General features: G+C 64.2%; 11 protein-coding genes. 7 read left to right on the top strand and 4 right to left on the bottom strand.

The window, feature by feature from the left end; all coding sequences use genetic code 11:
* Positions 1-17: 17 nt before the first annotated feature.
* Positions 18-1,334, top strand: coding sequence for a M20 family metallopeptidase (locus tag ACF3ND_RS09040; protein ID WP_394065743.1), 1,317 nt, complete (start codon positions 18-20; stop codon positions 1,332-1,334).
* 126 nt (positions 1,335-1,460) lie between these two features.
* Here ACF3ND_RS09040 and ACF3ND_RS09035 read toward each other — a convergent pair whose 3' ends face one another.
* The 3 genes from ACF3ND_RS09035 to ACF3ND_RS09025 form a co-directional block, all read right to left on the bottom strand.
* Entirely contained in the window at positions 1,461-1,910 is a 450-nt protein-coding gene (locus tag ACF3ND_RS09035) for an Hsp20/alpha crystallin family protein (protein WP_394065742.1), read from the bottom strand.
* Positions 1,911-2,079: 169 nt separating this feature from the next.
* Positions 2,080-3,609: a nucleobase:cation symporter-2 family protein gene (locus tag ACF3ND_RS09030; protein WP_394065741.1), complete on the bottom strand. Its 1,530-nt coding sequence runs from the start codon at positions 3,607-3,609 to the stop codon at positions 2,080-2,082.
* A gap of 56 nt (positions 3,610-3,665) precedes the next feature.
* Positions 3,666-5,039 (bottom strand): 8-oxoguanine deaminase, encoded by a 1,374-nt coding sequence (locus ACF3ND_RS09025; RefSeq protein WP_394065740.1) that lies wholly within the window; start codon positions 5,037-5,039, stop codon positions 3,666-3,668.
* Positions 5,040-5,492: 453 nt separating this feature from the next.
* On the opposite strand from ACF3ND_RS09025, the gene fmdA reads away from it, so the two are divergent.
* From fmdA to ACF3ND_RS08995, 6 genes are all read left to right on the top strand, one after another.
* On the top strand, positions 5,493-6,692 hold the full coding sequence (fmdA, locus tag ACF3ND_RS09020) for a formamidase (RefSeq protein WP_394065739.1): 1,200 nt from the start codon (positions 5,493-5,495) through the stop codon (positions 6,690-6,692).
* A 59-nt stretch (positions 6,693-6,751) separates the two neighbouring features.
* Positions 6,752-7,039 carry an FmdB family zinc ribbon protein gene (locus ACF3ND_RS09015; RefSeq protein ID WP_394065738.1) on the top strand — a complete coding sequence of 96 codons (288 nt, stop codon included), beginning with the start codon at positions 6,752-6,754 and terminating at the stop codon, positions 7,037-7,039.
* Positions 7,040-7,222: 183 nt separating this feature from the next.
* On the top strand, positions 7,223-9,520 hold the full coding sequence (locus tag ACF3ND_RS09010) for a TonB-dependent siderophore receptor (RefSeq protein WP_394065737.1): 2,298 nt from the start codon (positions 7,223-7,225) through the stop codon (positions 9,518-9,520).
* Between the two features lie 220 nt (positions 9,521-9,740).
* Positions 9,741-10,499: a sulfate reduction electron transfer complex DsrMKJOP subunit DsrO gene (gene dsrO, locus ACF3ND_RS09005; protein WP_394065736.1), complete on the top strand. Its 759-nt coding sequence runs from the start codon at positions 9,741-9,743 to the stop codon at positions 10,497-10,499.
* Positions 10,500-10,508: 9 nt separating this feature from the next.
* Positions 10,509-11,540, top strand: coding sequence for an NrfD/PsrC family molybdoenzyme membrane anchor subunit (gene nrfD / locus ACF3ND_RS09000; RefSeq protein ID WP_394065735.1), 1,032 nt, complete (start codon positions 10,509-10,511; stop codon positions 11,538-11,540).
* Positions 11,541-11,575: 35 nt separating this feature from the next.
* The gene (locus ACF3ND_RS08995; protein ID WP_394065734.1) at positions 11,576-14,701 is read left to right on the top strand and encodes a molybdopterin dinucleotide binding domain-containing protein; all 3,126 of its coding nucleotides are present in this window, start codon (positions 11,576-11,578) and stop codon (positions 14,699-14,701) included.
* Positions 14,702-14,791: 90 nt separating this feature from the next.
* On the opposite strand, the gene ACF3ND_RS08990 is transcribed toward ACF3ND_RS08995, so the two are convergent.
* Positions 14,792-15,307 carry a DUF6622 family protein gene (locus ACF3ND_RS08990; protein WP_394065733.1) on the bottom strand — a complete coding sequence of 172 codons (516 nt, stop codon included), beginning with the start codon at positions 15,305-15,307 and terminating at the stop codon, positions 14,792-14,794.
* Positions 15,308-15,340: the final 33 nt, after the last annotated feature.

Genomic DNA, 15,340 nt, shown 5'->3' with positions numbered 1-15,340 from the left:
CAACGAGGGGACAATACATGACGCAACCGCTACGCCTGACTCTCCTGGCCGCCTGCAGCCTGATGGCCGGCGCCACCCTGGCGCAATCCGGCCAGAACTTGACCGAACAGGCCTTGCACAAGGCCGACGCCCTGGAGCAGCAGGTCATCGAATGGCGCCGCCATATCCACCAGCATCCCGAACTCTCCTACCAGGAGCAGAACACGGCCGCCTATATCCAGTCGGCGCTGGCCTCCATGCCCGGCTTCGAGGTGCAGACCGGCATCGCGCAGACCGGCATCAAGGCGGTCCTGAAAGGCGGCAGGCCGGGCCCGGTGGTGGCGCTGCGCGCCGACATGGACGCCCTGCCCGTCCTGGAGCGCAACGAGCTGCCGTTCAAGTCCACCGCCAAGGGACAGTGGCAAGGCAAGGAAGTGCCGGTTTCGCATGCCTGCGGCCATGATACGCACGTCGCCATGCTGCTGGGCGCGGCCAAGGTTTTTTCCAACATGCGCGCCGAACTGCCGGGCACCATCGTGCTGCTGTTCCAGCCCGCCGAAGAGCAAGGCCCGGGCACGCCGCTGAGCGGCGCCAACGCCATGATGAAGGAAGGCGTGCTGGACAAGCCCAAGGTGGATGTCATCATGGGCCAGCACATCGGACCCGGCTATCCGGCCGGCACCATAGGCTATCGCCAGGGCAGCATCATGGCCAGCGGCGATGTCTTCGCCATTTCCCTCAAGGGCAAGGGCGGGCATGGCTCCTCGCCCTGGAACGCCGCCTCGCCCGTGGTGGCCGCGGCGGAAACGGTGGTGGCCTTGAACAACATCATCGCCCAGCGCACCGATCCGCTGGACGGCACCACGGTCGTCACCGTGGGCATGCTGCAAAGCGGCAACCGGCCCAACGTCCTGCCTGAAAATGCGGAGATTTCGGGCACGGTGCGCTCGCTGTCCAAGAAGAACCAGGCCACAGCGCATGAACTGATACGCCGCTACGCGGACAATATCGCCAAGAATCATGACGTGCAGGCCTCGGTGCGCATCGACACCGGCTACGAGGTCCTGATCAGCGACCCCTCGGCCACTCAGGTCGTCATTCCCGCGCTGAAGCTGGCGGCCGGCGCGGATGGCGCGCGGGAGGTTCCGCCCGGCATGGGTTCCGAGGATTTCGGGGCGTTTTCCAAGAACATTCCCCTGGTGTTCTGGCGTCTGAATGCTTCGCCCTACCCGGACAAGGCTGGCGCGCCCAACCATTCGCCGGAATTCATGGTCGATGAAAAGGCCTTGCGCGTGGGCGTGCGCGCCCTGGTGGCCAGCGCCCTGACCTATATGACGCAGGCCGGAAAATCCTGATCAAGTTGAGCTTTTCAATAGAAAATGCGCGGGCTTCGCGCATTTTCTATTCCCGCTGTTGACGTATGGCGCGACTAAAAAAAACCGCGCCTTTCGGCGCGGCTGCTGTTTTCAAGCGCGACGCTGTCAGCGGATCTCCAGCTTTCTGGCGCCGGTCTCGCCTTTTTTCTTGGGCAAGGTCAGCTCCAGCACGCCGTTTTCGCACTTGGCGTCGGCCTGCGTGTCATCGATATCGTGAGCCAGACTGAAGCTGCGCGTCTGCACGCCATAATAGCGTTCGCTGCGCAGCACGGTCTCGCCCTGTTTTTCTTCCTGGTTGCGCCGGGTTTCCACGCGTATGGATACCACATTCCCATCGACGGTCACGTTCACGTCTTCCTTGTTGACGCCGGGAATTTCCGCCGTCACCCGGTAGGCGTCCTCGTCCTCGTGCACGTCCAGGCGGATGTGCTGGTGGCCTTGCCCGGCCAGCGACCCCACCACCGGCATGCGTCGGAACATGTCTTCAAAATCGCGGAAAGCGTCCAGGTTCGTCAATTCGCCAAAAGGATTGAAACGGGTCAGATTGTTTGCCATTGTTCATCTCCTGTTCGCAGTGTATGCCGAGCCCTGAGTGTTCAATGGGGCGCCGGGCTCTGTTCGCCTCCAGAAAATCATATGGCGGCCCGGCCGGCTTTTTCAAGCCAAAAAATCAAGGGCTTGCCCTGTGAGGACAAGCCCTTGCGATCGGTGGCTGCGTGCCTGATCAGCCTGCGGTGGCGGTGCGCGGCTGGCCGTCCAGCCCGGCTTGCAGCAGCGCCGGGTGATCGTCGGGCACGACCGGGATTTCCTTGCCTTCCTTGTCCACGACCTTGCCGTCGACGACGCGGTCGCCGTCATTGAGCAGGGCCAGGTCGGACTCGCGCAGGTAGCGGCCCGTGCCCGCCGCGAAGACCGATGGCTGGTCCGAGTTGCCGACGGTCAGGTGGTTGAACAGCAGGTTCAGGACGATGGCGACCAGCGCGGCCGAGCTGATGCCCGAGTGGAAGATGGTGGCGAACCAGACGGGGAAGTGTTCGTAGAACTTGGGCGCCACGATGGGAATCATGCCCGCGCCTATGGAGGTGGCGACGATGATCAGGTTCATGTTGTTTTCATAATTCACCTTGGCCAGGGTGCGGATGCCGCTGGCGGCCACCGTGCCGAACAGCACCATGCCGGCTCCGCCCAGCACCGACGAGGGTACGGCGGCGACCAGCCGGCCCATGATGGGCAGCAGGCCCAGCGCGATCAGGATCAGGCCGCCGAAGGCCACCACGTAGCGGCTCTTGACGCCGGTCACGGCCACCAGGCCCACGTTCTGCGCAAAGGCGCTCTGGGTGAAGGAGCCGAACACGGGCGCCACCAGGCTGGAGAGCATGTCGGCGCGCAAACCGTCGCCCAGGCGGCGCGAGTCCACCTTGGTGTCGATGATGTCGCCCACGGCCAGGATGTCCGCCGAGGTCTCCACCAGAGTGACGATGATCACGATGAACATGGAGATGATGGCGGCCGTCTGGAACGTGGGCATGCCGAAGTGGAACATCGAAGGCAAGGCGAACACGGGGCCGTCGCTGACGGCCGAGAAATCCGCCTTGCCCAGGGCCACGGCGATCACCGTGCCGATGATGATGGCCAGCAGGATGGACAGGCGCGAAATGGTGGCGCTGCCCAGCTTGCTCAGCAGCAGCACGATCAGCAAGGTGGCGGCGGCCAGCGAAATATTGCCCACGCTGCCGAAGTCCGGGGACTGGGCGTTGCCGCCCATGGCCCAGAAGGCGGCGACCGGCATCAGCGTCAGGCCGATGGTCGTGATCACGCAGCCGGTCACCAGAGGCGGAAAGAAACGGATCACGCGCGAGAAGATCGGCGTGATCAGCAGGCCGATCAGGGATGCGGCGATGACGGCGCCAAAGACCGCCGGCAGCCCGCCGCCGCCGCCCAGGATGGCGATCATGGTGGCCACGCCGGAGAAGGATACGCCTTGCACCAGCGGCAGGCGGCAGCCGAAGAAAGGCAGGCCCAGGGTCTGCAGCAAGGTCGCCAGGCCGCCCATGAACAGGCAGGCCGTGATCAGCAGACCGGTCTCCGACGGCGGCAGGCCGGCCGCCTCGCCGATGATGAGCGGCACGGCGATGATGCCGCCGTACATGGTCAGGACGTGCTGGAAACCGTAGGCCAGGTTGGGGCCCAGACCCAGGTTTTCGTCTTCAGGACGCTGCGCGGGAGCGGCGCCCGTGGAGGGTGTTGTCGTCACGTTGGTGTCTCCGAACAATAGGCAGGCAGGGCTCTGCGGCCCTGTCGTGAAGAAATTCAGACGGCGGCGGCGTCCAGCACTTTATCGCGCAGGCGGCGGGCGGCCTGCTGGTGGCGTTGCATCAGTTCTTGCAGATCGATGCCGCACGGCTGTCCGTCGATGACGCGCCATTGGCCGGCCACCATGACGCGGTCGGCGCGGTCGGCGCCGCACAGCAGCAAGGCCGCCAAGGGGTTCTCCGCGCCCGAAAAGCGCAGTTCGTCCAGGGTGAACAGGGCCAGGTCCGCCTGCTGGCCCACTTCCAGGCCGCCGATGTCCCAGCGGCCCAGGCAGCGGGCCGAGCCTTGCGTGGCCCAGCGTATGACGGCCTCGTGCGTCACCTGGCCGGGCGCGTAGCGCAGCCGGCCCAGCAGCATGGCCTGGCGCATCTCCTGCGCCAGATTGGAGTGATCGTTGGAGGCCGAGCCGTCCACCGCCAGCCCCACCGGCGCGCCGGCCGCTTCCAGTTCGATGGTGCGGCACAGGCCGCTGCCCAGGACCATGTTGGACGAGGGGCAATGCGCAATGCCGGTGCCGGCCTGCCCCAGGCGGCGAACCTCGTCATCATTGAAATGGATGCCATGGGCCAGCCAGGTGCGATCGCTGAGCCAGTCCTGCTCCTCCAGGTAATCCAGCGGACGCATGCCGAAGAGCTTTTCGCAGTACGCGGTCTCGTCTTCGGTTTCCGCCAGATGGGTGTGCAGGCGCACGTCCTCGCGCTGGGCCAGCGCCGCGCTTTCGCGCATCAGTTCCCGGCTGACGGAAAACGGCGAGCATGGCGCCAATGCGATGGTGACCATGGCGCCGTCCTCGCGCTGATGATAGCGGCGGATCAGGCGCAGGCTGTCGTCCAGAATGGTTTTTTCGTCCTGCACGACGCTTTGCGGCGGCAGTCCCCCCTGCTCGCGGCCCACGCTCATGGAGCCTCGCGTCAAGGCGGCGCGCACGCCCAGGCGCTGGGCCGTTTCCGCCTGGCAATCGATGGCCTGCCGCAAGGCGCCGGAGAAGACATAATGGTGGTCCGCCACCGTGGTGCAGCCCGATTGCAGCAGCTCCACCATGGCCAGCTCGCTGGCGATCTGCATCTGCTCGTCGTCCAGCCCGGCCCACACGTCATACAAGGTGGTCAGCCAGGGGAAAAGAGGCTTGTTCAGGGCCGGCGTATAGGCGCGGGTCAGCGTCTGGTAGAAATGGTGATGAGTGTTGACCAGGCCGGGCAGGAGCACGTGCCGGGACGCATCCCATGCCTGATCATAGGCCTGGCGCGGCTGGGAGCCCGCCGCCACTTTTTCAAGAATGCGGCTGCCTTGGATCAACAGGCCGCCCCGCGCGGCGGGGTCCGAACAGGCCAGTGGATCCCGTATCCACAAGACGGGGGAAGTGCGACTCATTGTGCTGTCTCCTGCGTTTAATTCTTTTTTTATTGTTGTCGCTTCGCACAGCGGCCTTATCAAGCTCAGGTGATAAGGATTATTCAGCCCGGGCCAGGTGCCCTGCCCTAAGCCGCCTGGCCCGGGCAGAAAACTCGCATCATAGTAAAAAGCGTATCTGATCCATACGAATTTTATTATGTCTGATGGTCTTGCACGAGTTGATTTCGAATCCGCAAAAACGGAATCTTCTCAGGACTTACCCTGTGGACAAAATCTTTATTCTGCTTTCGTTTTCACCCTTCAGCATATAAGCCTCTGGGCTATAAAGAAATTGCGCCGCGCCAAGCCCGACCAGACCTGAAAGAGCCCCGCCGCTGCATTTTTGAATCAGATCCGCGTCTCATGTTACTTGTCTTGCTACGCCTCATCGGCGTGCTGGCGCAGCTCGACAAATCATAACGAGGAGATCACATGCAGCACATCAAGATCAAACCCGGCGCTCCCCTGGCCGAACAGGCCGAGATCGGCCACAACCGCTGGCATCCGGACATTCCAGACCTGACCAGCGTGAAGCCGGGCGAGGAAATGATTCTGGAATGCCTGGATTTTCTGGACGCCCAGATCGAGAACACGGACAGCGCCAATGATGTGCGCGACGTGGACCTGACCCGCGCCCACCCCTTGACCGGTCCCATCCATGTGGAAGGCGCCGAGCCGGGCGACATCCTGGTGGTGGACCTGCTGGACATACGCTGCATCACGCCCGTGGGATTTTCAGGGATCTTCGCCAAGGAGAACGGCGGAGGCTTCCTGGCCGACCATTTCCCCCAAGCCGACAAGGCCATCTGGGATCTGCACGGCGTCTACGCCACCTCGCGCCACATTCCCGGAGTGCGCATTGCCGGCATGATGCACCCCGGCCTGATCGGCACCCTGCCATCGCACGATCTGCTGCGCGAATGGAACCGCCGCGAAGCCCTGCTGGTGCCCAAGGGCCACGCCAATCCGCCTTATGCCGATACCGCCGTGCTGCGTGGCGTCAAGGGCGCCGAGTTCGACCGCATGGCCGCCGAGGCCGCGCGTACCGTCCCGCCGCGCGAGCATGGCGGCAACCTGGACATCAAGAATCTGACCATCGGGTCGCGCATCTACTTCCCTGTCTACGTCAAGGGCGCGGGCCTGTCCATGGGCGATCTGCACTTTTCCCAGGGCGACGGCGAGATCTCCTTCTGCGGCGCCATCGAAATGGACGGCGCGGCCCATCTGGGATTCGACCTGATCAAGGGCGGCATGGCCAAGTACAACTTGACCGCGCCCATCTACGTGCCCGGCCGCCATGATCCGCGCTACGACCAATGGCTGCATTTCACCGGCATCAGCGTGGAGGAAGGCGTCAATCATTATCTGGACGCCACCGTCGCCTACCGCCAGGCCTGCCTGGCGGCAATCGACTACATCACCCGCGTGACGCAGCTCTCCCGCGCCCAGGCCTATATGCTGCTGACCGCCGCGCCGGTGGAAGGCCGCTACGGCGGCGTCGTGGACCTGCCCAACAGCTCGGCGTCCCTGGCCCTGCCCACGGGCATTTTCGACACCGACATCCTGCCGCAGGGGGCCCTGAACCAAGCCGCCCAGTTCGGCCGGCCCGGCACGCGCTGCACCTTGTCCTGAACCATGACGGCCGCGGGTTCGAGCAAGGATCCGCGGCACTGCTTTCCGGGAATAAGCCCATGCCTTTGTACGATTATCTTTGCAACCATTGTCTGACCCGCAGCAGCAGCCTGCGCAGCATCGCGGCCCGCAATGACCCGCAGACCTGCCCGGCCTGTCGCCAAGGCGTCTTGCTGCTGCAGTTGAGCGCGCCGCGCCGCCTCTTCAGCAAGGACGGCCCGTCGCGCGCCCTGACGCCGCAGCAGGCGCTGGCGGGCGCCGACGTCACCGGACCGGGAACGCGTTCCCGCAGCCGCAACTCCGTGCTGCATACCTGCATGGGGCCGGGATGCAGCGTCTGCGCTTAGCGCATCAATGCCGGCACGGCAAGCTGTCAGATTTGTCAGGACCTTGCTCCAAGGCCCGACCAGCCTGGGCAGGCCAGGCATGATGCCTACACGCTTGTGTTGACATTACAACAATAAGATACAAATACGAATCACTCCTGTCTATAATCGAGAATCAGTCTCATTAACAACAGGGTGGGTTTCATGTCTGTATCGCCGTTTCCCGCCGCTGCGCGCCATTCACGCAGCGGCCTGTCTTTTTTTGCTCTGACTGCTCTGGGCGCTGCACTGCATCTGGCTTACGGCACTTGCGCCCTGGCCCAGCAAGTGGACGAACTGGACCGCATCGTGGTCAAGGCCGAACAGGAGCTGAAGCAGACGCTGGGCTCGTCCATCATCACCCAGGACGACCTGCAGAAATCCCCGCCCGCCAACGATATTTCCGACGTGCTGCGCACCATGCCCGGCGTGAACCTGACCGGCAATTCAGCCAGTGGCCAACGCGGCAACAACCGCCAGATCGACATCCGCGGCATGGGCCCGGAAAACACCCTGATCCTGATCGACGGCAAGCCGGTCAGCTCGCGTTCCGCCGTGCGCTTTGGCTGGCGCGGCGAGCGCGACTCGCGCGGCGACACCAACTGGGTGCCGGCCGAGCAGATCGAGCGCATCGAAGTGCTGCGCGGCCCGGCCGCCGCCCGCTATGGCAACGGCGCGGCCGGCGGCGTGGTGAACATCATCACCAAGCCCACGACCGACAGATTCCAGGGCACGGTCTCGCTGTACGGCAATCTGCCCCAGCACAGCGAGGAAGGCGCCACGCGGCGCATGAATTTCGGCCTGAGCGGCCCCATCAGCGAAAGCCTGTCCTTTCGCCTGTACGGCAATCTGAACAAGACCGACGCGGACGATTACGATATCAACAAGGATCACGCTTCCAAGCGCGGCGGCAGCAATCTGGGCACCTTCCCGGCCGGGCGCGAAGGCGTGCGCAACAAGGACATCAACGGCCTGCTTTCCTGGCGCCCCGACAGCCGGCAGACCGTGGACCTGGAAGCAGCCTACAGCCGCCAGGGCAATATCTACGCCGGCGATACGCAAAACACCAATACCAACGACGAGGTCAAGCGCCATCTGGGCGACGAGACCAACACGCTGTACCGCCAGAGCTATTCCCTGACCCATAGGGGCGACTGGAACGACAAGACCAATTCCCTGGCCTATTTCCAGTATGAGAAGACGCGCAACTACCGGATTCTGGAGGGCCTGGCCGGCGGGACGGAAGGCGCCTTCAACGATCCTGCCCGGGCTCAGGACGGCGGCTTTGGCACCATAGACCTGAGCACCATGACGGCGCATGCCGAGGCCAGCCACCAGTTCAGGACGGGCAGCGTGGAGCAGTACGCCACGCTGGGCATGGAATGGGTGGGCCAGGAACTGAATGACAAATCGTCCGAGCTGGCCCTGCGCAACCGTTCCCGCATCCCCGGCGCGCCCACCGCCTACCGGGCCAAGTCGCGCGCCAACATCTATTCCGTGTTTGCCGAAGACAATATCTACGCCACCGACAGCACCACGGTGACCCCCGGACTGCGCTTCGACTATCACGACAAGCACGGCAGCAACTGGAGCCCTTCCCTGAACCTGTCCCATGCCCTCACCGACAACTGGACGGTCAAGGCGGGGATAGCCCGCGCCTACAAGGCGCCCAACCTGTACCAGAGCAACGACGGCTACACCTTGTACAGCCTGGGCAACGGCTGCTGGGGCAATACCGGCGGCCCGAACGATGCAGGCTGCTTCCTGCAGGGCAACTCCGACCTGAAGGCCGAGACCAGCATCAACAAGGAATTGGGCATCGAATACGCGGGCGATGACGGCGTGGGCGCCAGCCTGACCTACTTCCACAACGACTACCGCAACAAGGTGGAAGCCGGGCGCGTTGCCGTGGACAGCTTCAGCGCCATGAACAACCAGCAACTGGTTCTGCAATGGGAGAACATTCCCAAGGCCGTGGTATCGGGCCTGGAAGGCAACCTGACACTGCCCCTGGCCCCGGATTGGCTGTGGCAGACCAACTTCACCTATATGATCGAGTCCAAGAACAAGACCACGGGCGAAGCCTTGTCCACCATTCCCAAGTACACCATCAACAGCACCCTGGACTGGAACATCAATGCCGACTGGTCGCTGCGCGCCAAGGCGACCTTCTACGGTGAACAGAAACCGCCCAAGTTCGACTACTACGGGGTGCCGCTGGAAGGCTCGGCAACCGACAAGGTGCCGCCCTACGCCCTTTTCGGCCTGAGCACGCAGTACAGGATCAGCAAGCATTTCCGCCTCAATGCGGGCGTGGACAATATTTTCGACAAACGCCTGTTCCGTCGCGGCAACGCCATCGGCGTCAACTTGAATACGCCCAACTACATTTACGGCGCCGGCGCCTACACCTACAACCAACCCGGCCGCACTTTCTTCCTGGGCCTGACCGGCACGTTCTGATCCGTCCGGCTGAGCGGTCTGCGCAGCAGGGGCCCCGTCCTTCAAAGGACGGGGCCCCTTTTTCATCGCTTCAATCCCGACCATTTCAGTCGGGCATCAACATTTCAGACCTTAAACGATGGGCTTTGACTTCCATCAAGGATAAACCGTTGATTCCTTTATATGCTTATAACTGTAAATAATTTAAACGGGTCTTACCCAGGCATAAAGAGGTCAGAACATGATGCCCCCCGCCGCGCCCCAAAAGGGCAAGCGCCGCTTTCTCAAAGAGCTGCTGGGCCTGAGCGCCAGCGCCACCATCATCCCCATCCAGCCTGTCCAGGCCGCCATGAACAGCCAGCCGCCGCGGCGCGACGGCGGCAAGCCCGGCGCGCGCTACGGCATGGTGGTGGACCTGCGCAAATGCATAGGCTGCCAAGCTTGCACAGTCAGCTGTTCCATCGAGAACGCGCCGCCCATAGGCCAGTTCCGCACGACCGTGCTCCAGTACGAAGTGCTCGACGGCCAGCAGCAGGCCGCCATACTGAGCCTGCCGCGCCTGTGCAATCACTGCGACAACCCGCCTTGCGTGCCAGTCTGCCCCGTGCAGGCGACCTTCCAGCGCGAGGACGGCGTGGTTCTGGTGGACAACGAGCGCTGCGTGGGCTGCGCCTACTGCGTGCAGGCCTGTCCCTACGACGCCCGCTTCATCAATCACGAGACCCAGACGGCGGACAAATGCACTTTTTGCGAGCACCGGCTGGAGGCCGGCCTGCTGCCTGCCTGTGTGGAGAGCTGTGTCGGCGGCGCCCGCGTCATCGGCGACCTGAACGACGAGCACAGCGCCGTCTCGCGCCTGATGCGCGAGCACAAGGACGAGATCCGCGTCCTGAAGCCGGCCATGAACACCAATCCGCATGTGTTCTACATAGGCCTGCCCGATGAATTCGTCGATGGCGTGGACGGCCAGGCCAGCGTGCGCCTGACCACGCAATTCTAGGAGAATGCCATGACCATCATCGAACTGCTGACCCCTGCTTACGAAGTGGCCTGGCTGCCCTGGGCCGTACAGTATTTCTTCCTGGTCGGACTGGCCGCCGCCAGCGCCCTCTGGGTATGGCGCTGCGCCTGGTCGGGCGACGGCGCTTTGCGCGCGCTGGAGCCGGCGCTGATGATCGTGCTGCTGTGCAGCAGCATCGCCGCCCCGATATCCCTGCTGGCCGATCTGCACCAGCCGGGCCGCTTCTGGCATTTCTATGCCCATTTCACTCCCTGGTCCTGGATGTCGCTGGGCGCGGTGCTGCTCCCCCTGTTCGTGGGCCTGTCGCTGGCCAATGTGCTGGCCTGGTGGCTGGACCGCCGCGTCCTCTGGCGCTGGCTGAGCCTGGCCCTGCTCGCGTCGGCCCTGTCCATCCTGGTCTACAGCGGCGCGGAAGTCATGGTGCTGCGTTCGCGCCCCTTGTGGAACACCGTGTTCCTGCCCGTCAATTTCGCCCTGACGGCCGCTTTGGCCAGTCTGGGCGCCATCCTGCTGGTGGCGCGCTGGCTGCCCGGCGGCACGGCCGCCTTGCCGGCGGCGGCCCTGCGCCGCTGGGCCCTGGCGACCGTCCTGGCGCTGGTGGCCGGCGCACTGCTATGGATGGCCACGGGTTTGTTCGGCCACAGTCGCTCTTTCGAGACGGCCATGGAGCTGTTCCGGACCTACCCCGTCTGGCGTGTGAGCTTTCTGGGCTCGCTGGCCGCCGGCCTGCTGATCCTGTTCCTGCTGAGCCGCCCCGCCGCCGCCCTGCAAGGCCGCTTCCACAGCCTGTTGTGCGCCCTGCTGATGCTGGGTTCGGCCTGGGTGTTCCGCTGGATCATCTTCATGGCCGTGCAAGGCGTGCCCAAGTACGGCGCCGGCCTGTACCTGTACGCCATGCCGCTGGGCAGCGACGGCCTGCTGGGCATGCTGGGCGTGCTTGGCCTGTGCATCGCGCTGCTGTCCCTGAGCACCACCCTGCTCTCTCTTTTTCCGGCCCGCCGCCGCGTCCTGGCGGCCTGAGCCCGCGCTGACATCTTTGAATCCAGGTTTGAGCCATGAGCAAGAAAAACGAAACCACCAATCTGTCCCGCCGGCAGATGCTGACCCGCGGCGGAGCCGCCGTGGGCGGCCTGGCCGCTTTTGCCGCCGGCTATAGCGACACCGTCGTCAAAGCCGTGAAGGGCCTGGGCCAGGGCACCGCCGGCGCGCCTGCAGCGCATGCAACCCGCGGCAACTCTTTGCAGGCCGAATCCCGCATCGATCCCGTCACAGGCCTGCTGGACACCCAGCCCGGCCAGGTCGTCAGCCCGTCCAGTTGCCTGGGGTGCTGGACGCAATGCGGCGTGCGCGTACGTGTGGACACGGAACACGATGCCATCTTGCGCATCGCCGGCAATCCTTACCATCCGCTGGCCACCACCCAGCCGGCCGCCATGGATCAGCCCGTCCGCGAGGTCTATGCCATGCTGGGCGGCGAGAACGGCCTGGAGGGACGCGCCAGCGCCTGTGCGCGGGGCGCCTCCATGCTGGCCCAGCACGCCAGCCCGTACCGCGTCCTCTCTCCGCTCAAGCGGGTCGGGCCGCGCGGTTCGGGGCAATGGCAGCGTATCAGCTTCGGACAATTGCTCGAGGAGGTCTGCGAAGGCGGCGATCTCTTTGGCGAAGGCCAGGTCGACGGTTTGCGCGCCATCTGGGATCACCAGACGCTCATCGATCCCAAGAATCCGGAATACGGTCCACTGGCCAATCAGCTGTTGTTCACGGATTCGGCCAATGAAGGCCGCACGCCCTTGATCAAGCGTTTTGCGGAGCAAGCCTTCGGCACCGTCAACGTCAGCAACCACGGCTCGTACTGCGGCCAGAGCTTTCGCGTGGGCACGGGCGCGGCCATGGGCGACATGAAAGGCATGCCCCACGGCAAGCCGGACTGGAAGAACGCTCGCTTCGGCCTGTTCATCGGCGCGGCGCCGGCGCAGTCGGGCAATCCTTTCCAGCGCCAGGGCCGCGAACTGGCCGAGGCGCGTTCCCGGCCCGAGAACACCTTCCGCTACGTGGTGGTCTCCCCCATCCTGCCGACCTCCTCCAGCCTGGCCTCGGGCAGCGGCAACCGCTGGCAGCCCGTGCTGCCCGGCAGCGACCTGTCGCTGGTCATGGGCATGCTGCGCTGGATCCTGGAAGAAGAACGCTTCGACGCCGATCATCTGGCCCGTCCGCACGCGCCCGCCGCCGAGGACGAGCAGGCCGCTTCGTGGACCAATGCCACCCACCTGTTGATTGCGGAGCCCGGGCATCCGGCTTTTGGCCGCTATCTGCGGGCATCGGATCTGGGTTGGGAAACGGTCGAAGGCAGCGAACCGGCGTTCATCGTCGTGGACGAGCAGAACGAGCTGCGCGCCCATACCGAGCTGGATCGCGCCGTGCTGTTCGCTGAACGCACCGTGATGCTGGACGGCCAGGAAGTGCGTATCTGCACCGCCCTGCACATGCTGCGCGAGCGAACCCGGGAGCAGAGCCTGGCGCAGTATGCCGAGCGTTGCGGCATGAAGGAATCCGCCCTGGTGGAGCTGGCCCGCGAATTCACCAGCCACGGCCGTTACGCCGTGGCCGACGCCCACGGCGGCACCATGAACGGATCGGGTTTCTACACTGCCTATGCCATCGCCATGCTCAACACGCTGGTAGGCAATCTGAACCTGAAGGGCGGCCTGGTGCTGGACGCCGGCCCCTTTGGTCCATTCGGTCCCGGCCCCCGCTACAACTTCGCCCAGTTTCCCGGCAAGGCCGCCGCCAAAGGCGTGGCCCTGTCCCGGCACCGCTTCGCCTACGAAAAGTCCAGCGAATACCAGCGCCGCAAGCAGAACGGCGAATCCCCATATCCCGCGCCTGCTCCCTGGTACCCGGCCGTGGGCGGGCTGAGCAGCGAAATGATCGCCTCCGGCCTGAACGGCTACCCCTATTCGTGCAAGGTGTGGATCAACCACATGAGCAACCCGGTCTATGCGATTGCGGGCTTCAAGAACGCCATGCTGGACAAGCTCAAGGATCCGGCCGTGCTGCCGCTGTCCATATCCATCAACCCCTTCATCAACGAGACCAACGCCTACGCCGATTACATCGTGCCCGATACCGTCACCTACGAAAGCTGGGGCGTGTCCGCGCCCTGGGCCGACGTGATCGCCAAGTCCTCCACCGTGCGCTGGCCCGTGGTCCAGCCCCGCGTGGACCGCACGGCGGACGGCCGGCCCGTGAATCTGGAAAGCTTCCTGTTTGCCGTGGCTCTGCGCCTGGGCCTGCCCGGCTTTGGCAAAGGAGTGCTCAAGGACAAGAGCGGGCAGGCGCACGACCTGCTGTGCGCCGAAGATTTCTACCTGCGCGGCATGGCCAACATCGCCTATGGCGCGGGCCGTCCGGTGGGGGATGCCAGCGACGACGATATGCGCATGACCGGCGTGGACCGCCTCTTCCCTGAATTGCAGGCTCGTCTGCATCCGGAAGAGCAACGCAAAGTCGCCATGCTGCTGACGCGCGGCGGCCGCTTCGATCGCGTCGAGAACGCCTGGAAAGGCGAGCAGCTCAAGAACCGCTACGACACGGCCCTGCAGATCTGGAACGAAGACCTGGCCCGCATGCGCCACTCCATGACGGGCGAGCGCCTGAGCGGCTGCCCCAGCTGGTATCCCACGCGGCTGGCCGATGGCAGCGCGATGCGCGACCATTTTACGGAACAGGACTGGCCTTTCCTGATGAGTTCCTATAAATCCAATCTGATGAGCTCCATGTCCATAGGCATGGACAGGCTGCGGCAAGTGCATCCGCACAATCCCATCTCCCTGAACCAGGAGGACGCCGGCCGCCTGGGCATACGCAACGGGGACCGGGTGCGCGTCAGCACGCCGGGCGGTTCGGTGGAAGGCGTGGCCCTGGTGCGCGGCGGCATCATGCGCGGCGCCATCGCCATCGAGCACGGCTTCGGCCATACGGAACTGGGCGCGCGCGCCCATGCCATAGACGGCCAGCCCATGCCCCACCAGCCCGCCCTGGCGGCAGGCGTGAACCTGAACGAGCTGGGTTTTGCCGATCCGACTCGCGGCAAGGGCCAGGACAATGTCTGGATCGACTGGGTTTCGGGCGCCGCCGTGCGCCAGGGCCTGCCGGCGAAGGTCGAGAAGATCATGGCCTGACCGCCGCTGCCCGCCGTGACGCATCGCTTCGCCCTCATCCAGGGCGAAGCGCCCAGCCTTGCAAGCGGAACATCCGCTTGCAAGGCTTTTTCAATGCTGTTGCAGGCCCTTCTTGGGGCGAGTCCGCTCCAGCCGCGTGTAGCGGATTGCCAGATTGAGATTGCGGCCCACCGACATGCCGATGAACAAGGTCCATAGAGCTGCGGCGGCGATGGACAGCATCGGGTTTCTTGCCGAGACTGCGCCGGATTCGATGGCATAGTGAAGCGCGAACTCGAAAAAAAAGGTCGCAAGAATCACGACGAGCATCATTGCGTCGCCGGGAAGAGAAATGGTGTGCTTTGCTCGATCAGCGGCGATGGTCCAAGTGCGCACATGGTAAGTTCCGACCCCCAGCCCTATCACGCTTCCGACTATGCCCGCCAGAAGATCGAACAGGCCAACTGAAGAAAACAGCCCAAAGTAGCCTCGAGCGCCGAGAACCAGCATCAATGCGGGCATGATGAGCAGACGTTCGATCCGAATAGTCCGGGGATAACAGCGCGCCACTCCCATCCAGAGGAGCACAAGAAACAGGACGTAGACGTAGAGCGGTACGTGAGACATGGTTGATCTCCTCGATGTCAAGTACGATCCTGC

The sequence above is a fragment of the Alcaligenes sp. WGS1538 genome (genome assembly GCF_043187505.1).
In the GTDB taxonomy this organism is placed as follows: Bacteria; Pseudomonadota; Gammaproteobacteria; order Burkholderiales; family Burkholderiaceae_B; genus Alcaligenes.
The sequence above is the reverse complement of the archived record's forward strand: the minus strand, read 5'-3'. Positions and strand labels throughout refer to the sequence as shown.

What these genes read in the sequence shown, in the direction of transcription:
- ACF3ND_RS09040 (WP_394065743.1), top strand. Translation starts at nt 18, where the DNA reads ATGACGCAACCGCTACGCCTGACTCTCCTGGCCGCCTGCAGCCTGATG.
- ACF3ND_RS09035 (WP_394065742.1), bottom strand. Translation starts at nt 1,910, where the DNA reads ATGGCAAACAATCTGACCCGTTTCAATCCTTTTGGCGAATTGACGAAC.
- ACF3ND_RS09025 (WP_394065740.1), bottom strand. Translation starts at nt 5,039, where the DNA reads ATGAGTCGCACTTCCCCCGTCTTGTGGATACGGGATCCACTGGCCTGT.
- fmdA (WP_394065739.1), top strand. Translation starts at nt 5,493, where the DNA reads ATGCAGCACATCAAGATCAAACCCGGCGCTCCCCTGGCCGAACAGGCC.
- ACF3ND_RS09015 (WP_394065738.1), top strand. Translation starts at nt 6,752, where the DNA reads ATGCCTTTGTACGATTATCTTTGCAACCATTGTCTGACCCGCAGCAGC.
- ACF3ND_RS09010 (WP_394065737.1), top strand. Translation starts at nt 7,223, where the DNA reads ATGTCTGTATCGCCGTTTCCCGCCGCTGCGCGCCATTCACGCAGCGGC.
- dsrO (WP_394065736.1), top strand. Translation starts at nt 9,741, where the DNA reads ATGATGCCCCCCGCCGCGCCCCAAAAGGGCAAGCGCCGCTTTCTCAAA.
- nrfD (WP_394065735.1), top strand. Translation starts at nt 10,509, where the DNA reads ATGACCATCATCGAACTGCTGACCCCTGCTTACGAAGTGGCCTGGCTG.
- ACF3ND_RS08995 (WP_394065734.1), top strand. Translation starts at nt 11,576, where the DNA reads ATGAGCAAGAAAAACGAAACCACCAATCTGTCCCGCCGGCAGATGCTG.
- ACF3ND_RS08990 (WP_394065733.1), bottom strand. Translation starts at nt 15,307, where the DNA reads ATGTCTCACGTACCGCTCTACGTCTACGTCCTGTTTCTTGTGCTCCTC.